Below are 17,414 nucleotides of genomic sequence, written 5' to 3'. Positions count from 1 at the left end.
AGAGTTGCGGGGGATGATCCTCTAGCGACTCTTTTTTTTGTGGTGTAATTCACGCATTTGGTTTATTTCGTGGGTGAGTGTTAATTCCTTTTGATCCTTTGCTCCTTTTATTGGTAAAATAATAGAAATATCTATTGAAGGCAGGTGTGTCGCGTGGTAGTTATCGTCGTTAAACTTTGTATATCAGCTTGTCTAGGACTCATGATTGGAATTGAACGCGAGTTAAAGCATAAGCCTCTAGGTTTAAAAACGTGTATGGTCATTGCAGTGAGCAGCTGTTTATTAACGATTGTTTCCATTGAATCCGCTGAAACGTACTCTCAGATATCTGACAACATCCGAACAGATCCAATGCGACTTGCTGCTCAAGTTGTTTCTGGAATCGGTTTTATAGGGGCGGGCGTTATTTTAAGACGAAATAACGATGCCATCTCAGGATTAACAACTGCGGCGATTATATGGGGAGCTTCTGGACTAGGTATCGCAGCAGGAGCGGGATTTTATTTTGAAGCGTTTGTAGGGGCGAGCTTGATCCTGTTTAGCGTAAATATCCTTCCCTGGATTATCAAAAAAATTGGCCCTAGCCAGCTAAGACAGCGTGAGATGAGAGCAAAAATTACGCTTCGAAAAGGAACGAACATTACCGCATTTATGAAAACAATCCAGGCGGCCGATTTTGAAATCAAGCACGTTCGCGTTCGCGATACGAAGGAAAAAAACCATCAAATAGATTTGCGTCTGCTTACCTTTGAAGCGAATCATACGACTAGTATTTATCAGCAGTTAAGAGACATTGACGGCGCAACGTTTGTGGAGGTTGAGGGGTAGCGCGTAGCGGGGCACGAAGGTGCCTGTCACCGCCCGATTTAGCTCACATTTTGTCGAACTCTAAACTAAGTGCTTCGGAGTGGCCATTCGTCGTATTCTAATGTTTCCTTCTCCTGAATAGAGTAATACAGAGGTGCGCTACTTCTATTTTACGACGTTGGAGATGACGAACGATGGTAGTTGTGCTTATTAAACTAAGTATTTCAGCTTTGCTTGGATTACTGATTGGAATTGAACGCGAGTTAAAGCATAAGCCACTCGGTTTAAAGACTTGTATTGTCATTGCAGTAAGCAGCTGTTTGTTAACGATCGTGTCGATTGAATCAGCGGAAACGTTCGCGGAGCTTTCCCCGAATATTCGAACGGATCCAATGCGATTGGCCGCTCAAATTGTTTCTGGGATTGGTTTTATCGGTGCTGGTGTAATCTTGCGGCGTAATAATGATGCGATTTCTGGCTTAACAACTGCAGCGATTATTTGGGGAGCATCTGGATTAGGAATAGCAGCGGGTGCCGGTTTTTATTATGAAGCTTTTGTTGGTGCTGGATTGATTCTGTTCAGTGTGAATATTCTTCCATGGATCATCAAACGGATTGGACCAAAGGCACTTAGACAGCGGGAAATGCGTGCCAAAATCACGTTAAAGAAAAGTGTAGATGTGACTCATTTTATGAAAGCCATTGTGGCAAATGATTTTGAGATTCGACACGTTCGTGTGCGAGATACAAAAGATAGAAACCCGCAAGTTGAGTTGAAACTTATGACGTTTGAAAAAAATCATACGACGGATATTTATCAGCTTCTTCGAAAAGTGGAAGGCGTAAATGAAGTAGAGGTTGAAGGGTAAATGAGTCGTTGCGTGATCTAAAAAGGGAAGGAGGTAGCCATTTATGAGCCACCTCCTCTTTTTTATTTTTTCAACGGTGGTAGTAAGGAAAATTCATAGCCCTCGGCGCGGATTTTTTTGATTAGATCTGGGAGCACCTGGATAGTTTGTTGTAGTTCATGAAGGAGAATAATGGCACCATTTTCAAGGTTCTGAATCACATTTTGTAAGATTTCTTCCGGATGGCGTGCAAGTTCCCAATCCATTGAGCTAATTCGCCACATCACCGTTGTTAAGCCAAGATCCTTAGCTGCTTTAATTGTATCAAGGTTATATTGACCAAACGGCGGCCTAAAATAAGTCACAGGTGAGCCGGTGATTTCGTGGATTTTTAGCTTGCTGTATTCAAGCTCCTCAAACTGCTCGGCATAACTAAGTTTTGTTAAATTAGGATGTTTGCAAGAGTGGGTGCCAATTAGGTGACCTTCATCTAGTACTCTTTTCCAAGGTCTTTCTTTATAGAGGAGGCGTGACTGCCAGAAAAACATGCCTTGTACCTCTTCCTTTTTTAAAATATCGAGAAGTTTAGGAAGCACACGTCCTGGACCATCATCAAAGGTTAAGATGACTGTCTTATTTGCTCCTTTTTCTCCTGATGTAATGACGTTTTGATCAATAGAGTCGTACACGACCCTTGAGCTGTCAACGACTCATGGACTTTTAATCATCATCGTTTTCTCCTTTCTTTAGCTCTGCCAGACTTTTTTCGTACATGTTAACCATTGCTGAGATTTCTTGTGTCGCAGAATGGTGCTCTTCAACATACGTAGCTGCATTTTCACCTAGTACTTCTCGGAGAGACGCTTTCTCGATTAAACGAATAGCATATGTTAAGAATTGATTGATGCCATCATAAACGAAACCAGTCTCTTCGTTCGAAACGAGGCTCATGTTTCCTTTGTTTTTTGAGACGAGTACAGGTAAACCGAAACTCATCGCCTCGAGGATAGCAGAGGATTGTCCTTCGCTATGAGATGTATTAATCACACCATCTGCATTTCTGTATAATGCTTCCATCTCTTTATGAGGAATTACTCCTTTATAAGTCACCCAGTCACTGTTTTCTAAAACTAACTGCTGAACGACCTCTCCCTCATTAGGCTCTATTATTGGGCCGACAATTGTTAAGTTAATGTTTGGGTGAGTTTTGCGTAATTCCAGTAGACTGTTAATTGCGAACGGAATGTTTTTTACTTTTCGTATACCTGCGGGAAGAAGAAAATGGAACGTGTCCGGTGTGGTGTTCTCTGGTACGTTTCTTTTTCTTGAGGTAACCGTTCCTTGAGCAATCACATAAAGCTTATTTTCTAACTTCGGTAAAATATCGAGAACAATGCGCCTAGCCTTTTCATCAAAAACATGGACTGCTAATGCATTTGTTAAACAGGCAATAACATCGTTTTTTCTAGTTGGGTTCTTTAGATCATGGTTCAAATCCGTTCCCGTTAGTGTAACGGTATAATTTGTGATTGGAAGGCTTATTGCTTTTATAAATTGATAAAAACGATAAGCATTAAAGCCGTGAATCAAATCAGCATCTTTAAGGGAATGATGCTGATCGTCTTGCTCTGTTATGGAGATCACTTCCGTTTCGACACCAGAATGATTCAATCCATCAGCGATACGCTGAACGGTGATCGTATTTCCACGAAGCTGGTGAAAGAAAGGGGTAGCGAGGATTACTTTCATGCATGCTCATCCTTTGTTCGTTTGGGTTGTGTGGGTGGTGACAGGCACTCCCCGATATTTGTCATATCATGTATTCTCAACTTCCTTCTGATAAAGTTTGATTGAAGGAACAGTTGTGATTTTGGTTCGTACTGTATATTAGTTTACTAAAGATTAGGAGTGTGACAAATATGAAGGGGTTTTTTCGAAGGTTAATTGGATTAGAGAAATGTATGATTTGTCATAGGAAACCTACACGTCCTCAATATTATTTAGATGATGAGGGAAATCGGAAGCCGGTTTGTTTTAAATGTGTGTCCTATGCGGAGAGAAGGGCTTATCGGAAGGCGTAATGGGTGTTAAATAAACGTTTGTTTAATATCAAAATAAAAGAGTGAAGCGTCCTATGAATAGGGCGCTTCACTCTTTTAACGTAGGCTAAGCTTGCCTGTACTTATTTAAGCTAGTTTACTGAGATATATAAAGAAAAACATGGCAGCATGTTATTATTTCTTTTATCCTTATAATGTTTCACTGCTATACTCATTAAGGAGTCCGCTGTGATAAACATTTCATTATGGTTGAAGAAGACCTTCTGGTTATAATAGAACGAGGTTTGTTTTGAAGGAGGAAAAGCATGAAGCAACACGAAGAAACGCCTAAAGATGATCCGCGATACCTCGTGGCCAATCGTGAAGCGCTTATTGGCGTTGGGCTTGTTTTAATAAATTTTATACTCTGGTATGGATTTGCCTACGGTTTTGGTTCAAAACCAGTAGAGGAGTATAGCTATATATGGGGATTACCAGCGTGGTTTTTCTACAGCTGTCTGCTTGGAACTGGGATTGTGATTGTCCTCGTAATTTTAGCGGTTGTCTTTTTGTTTAAAGAAGTTCCGTTTGATGAGGAGGAGGACGAATGAATTGGCAAGTTGTGATTCCTCTCCTTATTTTTCTTGTTATTATTTTTCTTATTGGCTTTTATGCTTCAACACATTTGAAATCGACTTCGAACTTTTTGCAAGAGTATTTTCTAGGTAGTCGGCAACTTGGTGGACTTATACTCGCGATGACTATGATTGCTACATATGGAAGTGCCAGTAGTTTTATCGGAGGCCCTGGTGTAGCTTACACGATGGGGCTTGGTTGGGTGCTTTTATCGATGTCACAGCTTGCAACTGGTTACTTTGTATTATCTGTTCTGGGGAAAAAATTTGCGATTATGTCTCGGAAAATTCGGGCGGTAACGTTGATCGATTTTTTAAAGGAACGTTACCAAAGCAAAGCGGTTGTCATTTTATCTGCGCTTAGTATCATTATTTTCTTATTTTCTGCGATGGCTGCCCAGTGGGTCGGGGGTGCAAGACTCATTGAATCGCTGACAGGGTTGCCTTATACGGGAGCACTGTTTATTTTTGCGGTGTCTGTTCTTGTGTATGTTATTATCGGAGGATTTCGCGCGGTTGCGATCACTGATACGGTTCAGGGCATCGTGATGTTAGGTGGCACGCTTGTTATCCTAATTGGAACGGTTATAGCGGGTGGTGGCGTTGAGAGCATTGTTACCACGCTTGCGTCTGAGAATCCTGACTTAATTTCTCCTTTTGGTGCTGATCGATCTTTAACACCACTTTATGTATCGTCTTTCTGGATTCTCGTGGGCGTTGGGGTCGTTGGTTTGCCACAGGTTGCCGTTCGAGCGATGTCTTATAAAAGCTCAAAAGGCATGCATCGTGCTTTAATAATTGGAACGATCGTAGTTGGCGTCATTATGCTCGGAATGCATCTCACTGGGGTGTTTGCACGCGCGGTGCTTCCTGGAATTGAGGTAGGAGATACAGTTATGCCGAGAATTGCTCTAGAAGTGCTACCCTCCTGGCTCGCGGGCATTGTTTTAGCTGCTCCTATGGCTGCTATCATGTCGACAGTGGATTCGCTGTTGTTACTTGTTAGTTCTGCCATCGTGAAGGACGTCTACCTGAATTACGTGAAGCCTGAAGCGAGCGATCAAACGATCAAGCGAATTAGCGTAGGTGTGACGATGGTATTGGGAATATTGGTGTTTGCAATGGCTGTTAACCCTCCTGACCTTCTCATTTGGTTAAACTTATTCTCCTTTGGAGGCCTTGAAGCTGCTTTCATTTGGCCGGTTGTGATGGGACTTTATTGGAAGAGGGGAAATGCGAGTGGTGCAATGGCTTCCATTCTTGTAGGAGTTGGAAGCTATATTGGATTTAATACATTTATGCCAAATGCATTTGGGATGCATACGGTTGTGTTGCCGGTACTGCTTTCGTTTCTAAGTTATGTGAGCGTGAGTTTGATGACGGAGAAGAAACATGCTGTGGTTCAGGAAGAAGTAGTATTGAGGTTATGGAAGGTGTGAAATGGTGCCTGTCACTACCCGCTTTTTGAGAGAATTTGTCGAATGATAAATAAGGAAATATTAATTAGGAGCTCTTCTTCATTGGAGGGCTCTTTATTTATATTTGGATAGCATTCTATAGTAAGCGGACAAATAACTGCAATGGGACAGTAATTAAAAGTGTTTTACGAAAAAAATAAAAACAATTAAAAAATGACCGAGAATGCTCATTTTCTCTACACTTATATACAAATTTCGACTGAAAAAGGTTGAGATTGCTCAATTTTTTGTAGGTGAAAAGTCCATATTTTGGATTGTTAAGCTCTTATTAGGATTAAATGAGTAATTTACTAAACATTCAATTAATGGAATAATTATGCTGATTACTTCATCCTAAGGAGGAATACCATTTGAATAAGAGAGCGCTAACAATTACTTTGGCAACAGGTCTGGTTCTAAGTCCAATGTCTTTCTCGGTTGATGCAGCTAAGCCTGCTCCAAATGAACAATCTGACCACGCATTTGACAACAAAGTGATAAAGAAAATTAGCAGCGAAAACATGTATAACAACATTGCCTTATTATCAAAGCAACCTCGTGCATCAGGTACAGAAGGGGAATACAAAGCGGTACAGTACATAAAAAGTGAGTTTGAACGCTATGGCTATGAGACGGAATTACAGCCTTTTACCATTCAGGAGTGGGATGGTGGAGCTTCATCGCTTTCTATTAATGAGCAAGTCTTTTCTGGCGATGTTTATACGTTTGAAGGATCCATTAACGATCACGCCACAGGATCTCTTGTTTATGTAGGACTTGGTTCTCAGGATGAAGTAGGTGTTGAAGTTGCTGGGAAGATCGCATTAATTGAGCGTGGGACTTATAGTTTTTATGAAAAGATTCAGAACGTCTATGATAAGGGAGCAATTGGCGTCATTATGTTTAACGGAGAAGGACGCTCTGGCAATTCATTTGGCTACGCTTATGAAGGACAGGATATCCCGGCGGTAGCGATAACAAGAGAAGCTGGCCTTCAACTTGTGGAGCAGCTGAATAATGAAGACGTGAAAGCTACTGTAAGCGTAGAAAATGCTGGGACAATTGATAAAACCTCTTATAACGTCATTGCGAAAAAAGAACCGCACCCGAATAAGGATAATGGACAAATTGTCAGCATTGGTGCGCATCACGATTCCGTCCCTAATGGTCCCGGAGCTAACGATGATGCATCTGGAGTAGCGGCAACGCTAGAATTAGCCAGAATCATGGCGAAAACCCCTACAGATACAGAGCTTCGATTTGTTACATTTGGTGCTGAAGAAAAAGGATTAGTCGGTTCTTACCACTATGCAGACTCTTTGACTGATGATGAAATAGAAAGCACGGTTGCTCATTTCCAAATGGATATGGTGGGAAGTCGTGATGCTGGGGAACTTATTATGTTCACGCCTGATGGGAACAAGAATCTTGTAACCGATCTTGGTGCTTCAGCTGGAGCGAGGATTTCAGGCGCAGTTGATTATGGAGAACTCGGAAGAAGCGATCACGTGCCTTTCTTTCTAAAAGGGATACCGGCTGCTCTCTTTATTCATGCGCCGCTTGAGCCGTGGTACCATTCTCCAGATGATACGATTGATAAAATAAGTAAAGAGAAACTCCAAAATGTTGCGGAAATTGTAGGAGCAGCCGTCTATCAGATTGCACGACCAGATACTCCTGCACTTGAGAAGGCGCGAGTTGCGCCGAATCCAGCAGACTATGATTTTGATGATCGTCCATTGTAAGAGAAAAGGCTTAACGAGGTGGGGTGGCCCCGCATCGTTAAGACTTATTTAGAATCTTGGCATATTTTGTTTTGACACTAACATAGGTAAATGGTCTATCCAAATAGGGTAGATGTCTATGATAAAATGAATAGTATCAGCTGCAAAGCAGGGTGGGCGGCGGTACCCCGTTTATGAAAGGGGGTGCTGCCTATAATGATGAGCACATACGAGGCGCTTGTATTGATGATCAGTTTTGCTTCTCTCGTGGTCACGATTATTACTGTTTCCAGTAATAAAAAGAAGTAACCCACCCTGCCCCGGCCAAGGATTAAGGTGAGTTACTTTTTGCCTTTTGAGCCGCCGCTCGTCATGCGGAGCAGCTGTATGGACGCTGGTGCGAAAGCACCGGCGTTCTTTTTTTATACTTTATGTTATCTAGCTCTATTATATGCAATGAAGGGTGCTGTGGCAAGAGGGTGATGGTATGATGGTGCCTGTCACCACCCGTTTTATGGTGGATAATGTCGAATGCATACCATGTCATTTGGGGCAATATCTTGCCTGAATAGACGAAGTATATATAATAACCAGCTAATACCTTACGTTTTGTATAATGTGCGATGGCATTTGCTTTGCTATAGTGAATAAAAAGCCGAAAAGGATGAGTGTGAATGGGGATTAACCGAAGTCGTTTACAGAGTCATCTTGAAGAACTCGCTAAGATTGGAAAGATTGGGGAAACAGGAGTCTGTCGTCTTGCTCACTCGAAAGAAGATCGGGAAGCTGTGGAAGTTGTAAAGGGATGGATGGAAGAGGCTGGACTAACTGCTCGAATTGATGGTTTTGGGAATTTAATTGGCAGAATAGAAGGCTCAGAAAAAGATAAGGCAATCCTCATGCTTGGCTCTCACATCGATTCTCAACCTTATGGAGGTCGCTTTGACGGCACGGCTGGAGCTCTTGGAGCGATTGAAGTTGTACATACGATGAAGGACAACGGCGTATTACCAAAGCGAACGATCGAAGTGGTTTGTTTCTCTGATGAAGAGGGTTCACGTTTTAATAAAGGTGTTTTCGGAGTTCGGGCTCTTGCTGGCCTTTTAGAAGATGGTGAACTCGAGCGAAAAGATAAGAAAGGGATGACACGAAAAGAAGCACTGAAAGAATTCGGTGTCGAGCCTGATCTTTCACAAAGCCCGGTATACAAGAAAGGCGATATTGAAGCGTTTCTCGAGCTTCATATTGAACAGGGACCGGTTCTGGAATCTAAAGACAAACCTGTAGGAATTGTTTCGGGAATATCAGGTCCTATCTGGTTAACCGTTACACTTGAAGGATTCGCTGGACATGCAGGCTCTGTTCCGATGCCGTTACGAAAAGATGCGATGGTTGGAGCCAGTGAGATCATTACGAAATTTGATCAGTTAATAAAAGAAGAGGGGAAAGAAACAACGGTTGGGACTGTGGGAAGTGTGCAGGTATTTCCGAATTCACGTAACATCATTCCTGAAAAAGTTGAATTTACAATGGATTTGCGTGACATCGACCTGGAGCACCGTACGATGCTTGAGAAAAAGCTTTACACGATCATTGAAGAAGCCGCCACGACTTACAAACTTACCTATACGATCACCGAAGATACAAGAAGTGAGCCGCGCTATTGTGCTGACTGGATTAAAGAAATCATGAGTGAAGAGGATAAAGCGCTCGGTTTCGAATCCCCTGTTTTAATGAGCGGACCATTCCATGATGCTCTGTTTATGTCGTATATCAGTGATTATGGGATGATTTTTGTTCGATGTGAAAAGGGGATTAGCCATAACCCGCTTGAGTTTGCGGAAATGGATGATATTGAGAAAGGAGTGCAATTGCTTTATCAAACAGCAGTGCGGATTGCTCAGAAGGAGTAAAATTCGCAGATAATGAAGTTGTTTCATGAAGGAGTTTCACATTTTCAACTTTTTTGGTCACCGTAGTAAATAGAAAAGTCGGTATGCTTTCATTAATATGTACCCTGTGTAAAGGACAGTTTAAAAAAGACTAGGCAACATTAAGAAGATGATTCCTGTATTGAACAGGGGTCATCTTTTTTAAGTTCCACTGACATCTATCCAGGTTGTAATACATCATATAACTCTTAACTTCACGTTTTAATTCGATTAGTGTTTGACAAGGTTTTATTGAGGCTTCGTCTTTAAAGTGACCAAAGAAAGATTCCTGTGGGGCATTATCCCAACAGTTTCCTCTTCTAGACATAGACTGATCTAAACCGTATTTCTTTAGCTGTTTTTGGTAGGTAGGGTGAGTATAGTGAAAGCCTTGATCAGAATGAATAAAGGCATTCGCATCTAGTTTTGCTTTACGGTTGTTTTTAAGTTTTACTAACGTATCTGTCGCTAGATCGAGCGTAATTCGGTCAGACACATGATAAGCTAGGATCTCATTCGTAGAGCCGTCCTTTATGGTAGATAGATACGCTTTCTTCTTATTTCCATAAAACAAATAGGTAATGTCAGTTAGAAGTACTTTCCCTGGGATGCCTTGTTTGAAGTTTCGCTCAAGTTTGTTTGGTACAACGCTGTGCTCTTTCGTTGCTTTCGCCATACGACGATAGGGATTCGCTCTTCTGATCGGACATACGATTCCGTATTTTTTCATGATTCTGCGTATGCGTTTTAAGTTATAGGTTATTTGATACTGGTTAGCTAGCGTCATCTTGATTTGACGTGCCCCTTTTTTTCGCTTTTTAAAGGCATAGGCTTTTAGGATCCAGTCTTTTAAAACTTGGTCTCGCGCCTCGTTTTCTGTTCGACGCTTTCGAGCACCTTCAGTGAAATAACGATAATAACCAGATCGTGAGACACCCACTACGGAACATAAGTATCGGACCATATTTTTAAGTTGATACTCATGGATGATATGGCGGATTAATTCAAACTTGAGAGAAGCAGCTAATTTTATCTCTTTTTTCCCATCCCCTTTTCCATCATTTCGAGCTTTTTTAGGAGATCATTCTCTGCTTTTAATAGGTTATTTTGAGCTTCTAAACGTTTGTATTTTTCCTCTAAAGACAGTTCCTTATCTTTGGATCTTCCGGAGCTTTCTTTACGAGTGTCAGTAAGTCCATTAATCCCTTTGTTTTTATAACCCTGTCTCCACCTTCTCGCGGCAGAATGTACTCTTTCGTGTCCGAGAGTATCGACATCAAATCCATTTTCTTTAAAAATCTGACTCGGTAGTTTTCCTTTTTCATACTCCGTAATGAATATTCGCTTAAATTCATCACTGTATGTGATTCCTTTTTCACTAACTGATTTCACAAATTTATTAGAGGCAAGTGTTTTGACATCTTCCTCTGAGAATACTTTCTTACTCATTAATAATCATTTCCCATCGTAGAATTTGTCCTCATTATACATAAAAGTACCCTATAGGGCAGACTTTTTTTAAGTGTCTACTCTATAGGGTACATATTACATTGGCATGCCGACTTTTTCTGTAAATCCACAAAATGATGAGAAGGTTAATGATCACTTATCTTATCAAAAATAGTAATCGCTTGTTTAATTTCTTGAGGGATCGCTTTTGCATGGCCGGTAGTTGAGTCAAAATTCACCTGTATGACCTCTGCTTTTACAAGAGTTTCCTCATTTCTTGTTATAGTGTGCTCAAGTTGAAAACTACTCTGACCTATTTTAGTAATTCGGCAGTACACATCAAGGAGATCATCCAATTTTGCTGGTTTGATGAATTCAATCGTTATTTTCCTTAATACCGGATCAAACAACCGATCTTCAGCAAGTTTCTGTAATCGATCACCTAAGACGTGTCGGAAATACTCAGTGGTAGCAATGTCAATATAAGTAGAATAGTGGGCATTGAATACAATTTTTTGACCGTCGATTTCGGAGTAACGAACGCGGATGGGAAAAGAAAAGTGATAGTTATGTAACATGGTTTACCTCAACTTTCGATTTTCTTTATTTTATCACAATATTCCGTTATTATTTTGCGTATCGCTTCGAAATTTCCCGGGTAATGTCTCTATGTGGAAGAGGAATTTCGTTTTTATTCGTGAAACATGTAGGATAGAGACAATTTGAGTTAAGGAGTGGAATGTGGATGAAACCCAAAGTGTATATTACGCGGAAGTTGCCAGATGAAATTGTGAAGCCTATTCGTGAAACATGTGAAGTAAGGATGTGGGACAAGGATAAAGAACCAGTGCCGCACGCTGTCTTAGAAGAAGAAATTAAGCGTGTGGACGGGCTTTTTTGTATGTTAACTGAACAAGTAGATCACTCACTTCTAAAAAAAGCCAACAACCTGAAAGTAGTAGCCAATATGGCTGTAGGTTATAACAACATTGATATTGAAGCAGCTAAAGAATGCGGGATTGTTGTGACGAATACTCCGGGGGTTCTGACGGAAACAACAGCCGACTTAACCTTTGCTTTACTAATGGCTACCGCACGCCGAATTCCTGAAGCATCCAATTATTTGCGTGAAGGAAACTGGGAAGCCTGGTCACCTATGCAGCTAACAGGGCAGGATATCTATGGGGCGACATTAGGGATTATAGGCATGGGGAGAATTGGGGAAGCTGTGGCGAAAAGAGCTAGAGGATTTGATATGAATGTGGTTTATCACAACCGTCGTCGGAATCAGGAAGCAGAAAGTAGATTAGATCTTCAGTTTAAAGAGTTTGAAGATCTTTTAAAGGAGTCTGATTTTGTATGTGTTTTGACACCATTAACGCCTGAAACTGAGAATTTAATTGGGGTAAAGCAGCTTGAAACGATGAAGAGGAGCGCTGTTTTAATCAACACAGCAAGAGGAGGAATTGTAAATGAAGATGCTCTTTATGAAGCCCTAACGAATGGTGTTATATGGGCTGCGGGTTTAGATGTTTTTAAAGAAGAGCCAGTACCGCTTGATCATCCCTTGCTTCGTCTTTCAAACGTCGTTACCCTTCCTCATATAGGGAGTGCAAGTGTAAAAACGAGGTTGAGAATGGCAGAAGTCGCTGCTATGAACTTATTGAAAGTACTTGAAGGAGAAGAGGCGCCAAATAAGGTGTAGAGGCAATAGTGCCTGTCACCACCCGATACCACCGGATTGGTGCCGAATGCTATATAAAAGAACAGGCACAATGGCCTGTTCTTTTATATGGCATAAAGTTAGTTGATTTCCATCACATTCTTAAAGTCTTCAATTGTATTATAAGGTCTCACGGAATTTCGGCGAATCTGTAGCATGTCATCTCCGGGCTGAACGTAGCCAGCTTGTACAGTAAAAGCAAAGTCGATTCCAGCAACATCCATTGCTTCCATCGTCTGTTCATCGTAAGCCCCATAAGGATAAGCAAGTGCGTTTGTATCACCAATTAATTCAATGCTTGTTTCTACATCTTCTTGAATTTCAGGAAGAGATTTTGAGATTAGATAAGGTGTGCCGTTATCCAAATTGTGAAAACTGTTGGTGTGGCTTGCATATTCGAAGACGTCGCTTGCTGCTTCAATTTCTTGATGACTGAGATATTGATTTGTATCAGTATTATATGGAACGGTTTTGTCTTTATTTCGATTCGTAATCAAAAATTCAACAGCGTGAAAATCATATTTCTTCAATACCGGATAAGCTTCTATGTAATTATTCTTATGACCATCGTCAAACGTAAGTAAAACACTTTTTTCAGGGACAGGTATTTCGCTAGTTATATATTTTTCGAATTCCTCAAGCGTTAACGTAAAAAAACCATTTTCATGCAAAACATTCATTTGTTGCTTAAAGTCTTCAAGTAAAACAATGGTGCTTGATAGATTACCATCATCGCCATAGTGTCTCTCTTTCAAATTTTCTTTGGAGATTATATTATGATAGGTTAACACAGGTATATGAGGAGCAGCTCCTCTTTCAGCAGCTTCTTCTAGTTTTTGAATTCTAAGTTCTTGCTCATTAATTTTTTCTTCTTCATGATCTTCTTGATGAGAAGCTTCAGCTGTAGAACTGCTTTCATTAGTAGATAATGTAACTTGATCTAGATCAATAGTGCCCATGTCGCCCCATCCAAACCCTACTAAACTCCCGATTATAGCTAGTAAAACAAAGCTAAATAAGTGAATTTTTTTCATTTATATCCCCCTTTTTGCCGAATACTTCCCTATACTACCATTAATTTGGTTTAATTTGGTATTAAAATTACAAATATATAAAACCTTGCGAGTGCCTGTCACTCCCCGAATCCTGTCGATAAAATTTGATTGACGAGTAAGAGGGGGAAGATTATTCTTGGAGAAAGAGAAGATTACTGACAAGGGAGGAAGAAAAATGACGAAGCTACTTTGTTACAGGAATCTATTAAATCCACATGCAACAACACTAATGGTATGGTGAGAAAACCAAGAGTTTGGCTTCCGAATCATTTCTATCACATAGTGAGTCGAGGAAATCGTAAAGAACTTTTGTTCTACGATAACAGAGATTATCGAACGTTTTTGTCTATCCTCGATCAAGTCTTCGAGACACACCCGTTTGAGTTAGCTTCTTATTGTTTAATGAACAACCACTATCATCTTCAACTTCGCTCCAAAGAACATTCCATTTCAAAGATCATGTCACTCATTAACAAACGATACGCGACTTATTTCAATGGAAGATATGAGTTAACTGGCCACGTTTTTGAAAAACGCTATTTTGATGAACCGTTAAATAGCTCATCAAACATGCTTGAAGTTAGCCGTTATATTCATTTGAATCCCGTAAAAGCAAACCTTGTCTCAGACCCAGAAGATTATCCATGGTCGAGCTATCACTACTACCGTTTACGTAATAAACCTAATAAACCCTACCTTTATTTACTTCCGTTAATTGAAGGCTATCCTGGGACTATCCATCAAAAGAAAAAGCAGTACTGTAAGTTCGTGATGGCACGAAGAGATGTTATTGTGCAATCCCTTTTATCACAGAAGGAAGGTTTAAGCTAATTTCAAAATAAAAAAGATGCCGACTTTATCCGGCACCTCCCCTTAATCAAACGTTTGTTTAATCTTCTATTTCTACTTGTAATCCCACAAGACCTTGTATTCTCCCTCTTCTTTTATTACAAACACTTCCTGAACGAGATCAAAATTTCCAAACTGATCGTGAAACTGAAGCGTGACTTTCATTGTGTAAACTTTTTTCATGATCACTCCATTTACTCCAGAACGCCAATTTTTCTTTGTTTTTACTTTGCCAATATCGAACGTAAACGAGGTAGCGCCAATATCTTGTGTAATCAGCTGTGAGCGTAATTGACTGTACTGTTCATCTGAAAACCGATTCTGCATTTCTGGATGAAAAAGGTTCCAGGCTTTTTTGAAATCACCACTTTGCTCATATAAATAGAATTCCTTAACAGTTGCTAAGGCTTGTGATTTAGGCTGTTGCCAGATCCAAATAGCGATGCTGCCACCGAGAAGCAGCAAGACGATTAAGCTAAAAATAACCTTTCCTGAACCTCCGCGCTTCCTCCTCGTTTTAAAGTATGACAACGTCTCGTCCTCCCTGAAGCTTGACTATTAAAGTGTATGACGGGCGGAAGTTGTCCCATTCGAAGACATATTTCACTAAATTTTAATCTTTCCTCAGAGAGTTTCACGATATAATGGTTTAGGAATTGACTTTTTATAAAGTTGGAGGGAAACAATGAAGCGAAAGTTACTTTGGATGATCATGCCTATGTTGATCGTGGTAGCGGCATGTTCTGAATTAAATCGAGATAAAACGACGTCTGAATCACATAAAGAAGCTAGTGCAGAAAATCAAGGAACAGACACCGACGTTCTTACAGAAGAAGACCAATTGTGGGAACTCCTCTATCAGAATCGTTCAGATGAAACGACATTAAAGGAGATGGAGGATCTTTTTCATGAGGGCGTTTCGCCAGATACAGTAAACAATGATGGCGTATCACCAATCACTTATGCGGTCATGGAAGGAGATAGCAAGCTTGTTGAGTTCCTACTTCTGAATGGGGTAGAGGTACATGATCATGAAGAATCGGATCACGATGGGGATGCTGAAGTAAATCATGAGAAAAATGAGAACCTTCTAGAAGTAGCAGTCGAACAAGGAAATAACGAAATTGTTGACTTGCTATTAAAAATGGGTGCTCATTTTGAAATCGGAAATGAGAAAATGTTAGTCAAAGCTGTAAAGGAAGAAAACATCGAGCTCATCAAAATTTTATTACACAATGGTTATAATCCGAACCTAGAAATAGAAGTGGAAGGCGAGCATGATACTTTATTAACTTATTCCATCGCACAAGGAAATGAAGAAACAAGTGCATTACTCCTTGATTCTGGAGCAAATCCAAACTTTACGGTAGAAAAAAACGATGAAAGTGCACTAGTTACGGCAGTCACCAAAGAAAAGTCTACCGAACTTGTTTCTTTGCTACTAGGTAGAGGTGGGGATGCGAATGCTCGTTACGAAGGAGATCCATTGCTATTTGAAGCAATCAAACAAGACAATCCTTCACTTGTTGAAGCTTTCCTCGTAGCGGGAGCCCTTCCTTCTTCTATTGAGGAAAGTGAAGAGGCATTTGCGTTAGCGGAAGAGAGCGATCATTCTGCGATTGCAGAGCTGCTTCAGCAATATGGCTGGTAAACGTCAAAAAGGTATTCGTTGGTAGTTACCAACTGATACCTTTTTTGTGATTATTTACCATGAAGTACATCACTCAAACGATCAGGGTAGTTCGTAAACATCCCCGTTACGCCCCAGTCTAATAAGCGCGTCATTTGGTCTTTCTCATTCACTGTATAAGGATGAATGAGTAAACCAGCGCTTTTTACTTTTTGTACGTACGTTTCGTCAATTTTTGAAGCAGACATTCCGACGCCGACTGCATACTCAGCTAGTTCTTGAAGTTCTCCCTCAGAAATTGTTGCTGGCTCTTTATATGAGATGAGCTGAATAAGCGGTAAATTAGGATTGAGGTTATGCATTTTCAATAGACTTTCCTGACTAAAAGATTGAATAAGCACTTTACTAGATCGTTCATTAACACCTGTTAAATTGTACTTGTTAAGAATGCGAAGGAGCTCTTCTTCCATACCAGGATATACCTCGGGAGATTTCGTCTCAATATAATAGCGAGCATCCTTCCCGAATGTTTGGAGTACTTGTTCAAGAGTAGGCACTTGAAGCCCTTCGTAAGCAGGATTAGCTTTCTCAGGATATTTTTCATTAAACCAGCTACCTGCATCTAACTCTTTTAGCTGCTCAAGTGTATAGTCTTTTACAAGGCCTGTCCCGTTTGTGGTCCGATCAACTGATTCATCATGCATGGCAATGAGTTTACCATCCTTCGTCATCTGAAGGTTGATTTCAATGTAGTCGCCTTTCATTTCATCCCCAAGTTTATAGGATGCAAGCGTGTGTTCAGGAGCATGTCCAGAAGCACCTCTGTGAGCTACGTTTAATAGTTTGTTAGAGTTCATGCCTGGAGACTTGTCCTTTTCAACTGCTGAGGCAGCTCCAGTCGGGAGCATACTTGCAAATAAGAAAATGCTCATTGATAATGCTGCAATTTTAAATCTCCGCTTCATCTTCATCACTATCATCCTTTCAAAATCGATTCAACTGATAGTATATTCAATGAATGTAAATGGTGATTTACATAAGGCGGATTTTTAAATAGAAAAGGGCGAATTCAATTGTTTTGTTAGAAGCGTTGAAGTGGAGGTTAGGAGGGATGGACAGGAAAAAATGAGGGGAAGGTCTCTTGAAAGAGGCTAATAAACCTGTAACGTGGTTCAAAAGTGAGGGGAAAATAGCACTCGTGGTATCAGGACTTTTAGCATGAGAATATTAATAATTTCGACATAAACCGCGGGTGACAGGCACCATT

The 17,414-nt window shown here is 40.5% G+C and carries 17 protein-coding genes; 10 read left to right on the top strand and 7 right to left on the bottom strand.

The features are described 5' to 3' along the window. The first annotated feature begins 153 nt into the window (after positions 1 to 153). Together AC0VYV_RS19780 and AC0VYV_RS19775 are read left to right on the top strand one after the other, a co-directional pair. Positions 154 to 828, top strand: a complete 675-nt coding sequence (locus AC0VYV_RS19780) for an MgtC/SapB family protein (protein WP_194218586.1) — start codon at positions 154 to 156, stop codon at positions 826 to 828. A gap of 173 nt (positions 829 to 1,001) precedes the next feature. Continuing rightward, complete coding sequence (locus AC0VYV_RS19775) at positions 1,002 to 1,676, top strand: MgtC/SapB family protein (RefSeq protein WP_283153480.1); 675 nt, start codon at positions 1,002 to 1,004, stop codon at positions 1,674 to 1,676. 62 nt (positions 1,677 to 1,738) lie between these two features. On the opposite strand, the gene AC0VYV_RS19770 is transcribed toward AC0VYV_RS19775, so the two are convergent. Together AC0VYV_RS19770 and AC0VYV_RS19765 are read right to left on the bottom strand one after the other, a co-directional pair. Continuing rightward, complete coding sequence (locus AC0VYV_RS19770; protein ID WP_475368044.1) at positions 1,739 to 2,344, bottom strand: polysaccharide deacetylase family protein; 606 nt, start codon at positions 2,342 to 2,344, stop codon at positions 1,739 to 1,741. Positions 2,345 to 2,375: 31 nt separating this feature from the next. Beyond that, a complete protein-coding gene (locus AC0VYV_RS19765; protein ID WP_475368043.1) occupies positions 2,376 to 3,404 on the bottom strand; it encodes a glycosyltransferase in 1,029 nt (342 codons plus the stop codon). Between the two features lie 616 nt (positions 3,405 to 4,020). Here AC0VYV_RS19765 and AC0VYV_RS19760 point away from each other — a divergent pair. The 5 genes from AC0VYV_RS19760 (at position 4,021) to AC0VYV_RS19740 (ending at position 9,423) form a co-directional block, all read left to right on the top strand. Then, positions 4,021 to 4,305, top strand: coding sequence for a YhdT family protein (locus tag AC0VYV_RS19760; RefSeq protein ID WP_427391179.1), 285 nt, complete (start codon positions 4,021 to 4,023; stop codon positions 4,303 to 4,305). Beyond that, positions 4,302 to 5,768 carry a sodium/pantothenate symporter gene (gene panF, locus AC0VYV_RS19755; protein WP_475374152.1) on the top strand — a complete coding sequence of 489 codons (1,467 nt, stop codon included), beginning with the start codon at positions 4,302 to 4,304 and terminating at the stop codon, positions 5,766 to 5,768. The genes AC0VYV_RS19760 and panF overlap by 4 nt, the downstream gene beginning before the upstream one ends. 389 nt (positions 5,769 to 6,157) lie before the next feature. Beyond that, entirely contained in the window at positions 6,158 to 7,531 is a 1,374-nt protein-coding gene (locus AC0VYV_RS19750) for a M28 family peptidase (protein WP_475374151.1), read from the top strand. Positions 7,532 to 7,726: 195 nt separating this feature from the next. Continuing rightward, the gene (locus tag AC0VYV_RS19745) at positions 7,727 to 7,819 is read left to right on the top strand and encodes a putative holin-like toxin (protein ID WP_242057220.1); all 93 of its coding nucleotides are present in this window, start codon (positions 7,727 to 7,729) and stop codon (positions 7,817 to 7,819) included. 365 nt (positions 7,820 to 8,184) lie between these two features. After that, entirely contained in the window at positions 8,185 to 9,423 is a 1,239-nt protein-coding gene (locus AC0VYV_RS19740; RefSeq protein WP_430243286.1) for a Zn-dependent hydrolase, read from the top strand. A gap of 130 nt (positions 9,424 to 9,553) precedes the next feature. Here AC0VYV_RS19740 and AC0VYV_RS19735 read toward each other — a convergent pair. Together AC0VYV_RS19735 and AC0VYV_RS19730 are read right to left on the bottom strand one after the other, a co-directional pair. After that, positions 9,554 to 10,890, bottom strand: a protein-coding gene (locus tag AC0VYV_RS19735; protein WP_430241928.1) for an IS3 family transposase whose coding sequence is annotated in 2 segments (ribosomal slippage) — positions 9,554 to 10,506 and positions 10,506 to 10,890 — 1,338 coding nt in all. Because the reading frame shifts where the segments join, the coding sequence is not laid out codon by codon here. Positions 10,891 to 11,036: 146 nt separating this feature from the next. Then, the gene (locus tag AC0VYV_RS19730; protein ID WP_303534985.1) at positions 11,037 to 11,468 is read right to left on the bottom strand and encodes an acyl-CoA thioesterase; all 432 of its coding nucleotides are present in this window, start codon (positions 11,466 to 11,468) and stop codon (positions 11,037 to 11,039) included. A gap of 167 nt (positions 11,469 to 11,635) precedes the next feature. Between AC0VYV_RS19730 and AC0VYV_RS19725 the strand changes: the two genes are divergently transcribed. Continuing rightward, positions 11,636 to 12,595 (top strand): 2-hydroxyacid dehydrogenase, encoded by a 960-nt coding sequence (locus tag AC0VYV_RS19725; RefSeq protein WP_475365963.1) that lies wholly within the window; start codon positions 11,636 to 11,638, stop codon positions 12,593 to 12,595. A gap of 98 nt (positions 12,596 to 12,693) precedes the next feature. Here AC0VYV_RS19725 and AC0VYV_RS19720 read toward each other — a convergent pair whose 3' ends face one another. Continuing rightward, entirely contained in the window at positions 12,694 to 13,647 is a 954-nt protein-coding gene (locus AC0VYV_RS19720) for a polysaccharide deacetylase family protein (RefSeq protein ID WP_475374150.1), read from the bottom strand. Between the two features lie 210 nt (positions 13,648 to 13,857). Between AC0VYV_RS19720 and AC0VYV_RS19715 the strand changes: the two genes are divergently transcribed. After that, entirely contained in the window at positions 13,858 to 14,499 is a 642-nt protein-coding gene (locus tag AC0VYV_RS19715) for an REP-associated tyrosine transposase (protein WP_404683449.1), read from the top strand. Between the two features lie 72 nt (positions 14,500 to 14,571). Here the strand turns inward: AC0VYV_RS19715 and AC0VYV_RS19710 are convergent, their stop codons facing one another. Beyond that, positions 14,572 to 15,048 carry a hypothetical protein gene (locus AC0VYV_RS19710; protein ID WP_194218595.1) on the bottom strand — a complete coding sequence of 159 codons (477 nt, stop codon included), beginning with the start codon at positions 15,046 to 15,048 and terminating at the stop codon, positions 14,572 to 14,574. Between the two features lie 154 nt (positions 15,049 to 15,202). Between AC0VYV_RS19710 and AC0VYV_RS19705 the strand changes: the two genes are divergently transcribed. Further along, the gene (locus AC0VYV_RS19705; protein ID WP_475374149.1) at positions 15,203 to 16,168 is read left to right on the top strand and encodes an ankyrin repeat domain-containing protein; all 966 of its coding nucleotides are present in this window, start codon (positions 15,203 to 15,205) and stop codon (positions 16,166 to 16,168) included. Positions 16,169 to 16,218: 50 nt separating this feature from the next. Here the strand turns inward: AC0VYV_RS19705 and AC0VYV_RS19700 are convergent, their stop codons facing one another. Further along, entirely contained in the window at positions 16,219 to 17,112 is an 894-nt protein-coding gene (locus AC0VYV_RS19700) for a glycerophosphodiester phosphodiesterase (RefSeq protein ID WP_475374905.1), read from the bottom strand. Between the last annotated feature and the right edge of the window lie 302 nt (positions 17,113 to 17,414).

This window comes from Anaerobacillus sp. QJM3NY_17, from assembly GCF_056173665.1.
This window is presented reverse-complemented; position numbering and strand designations above follow the sequence as displayed.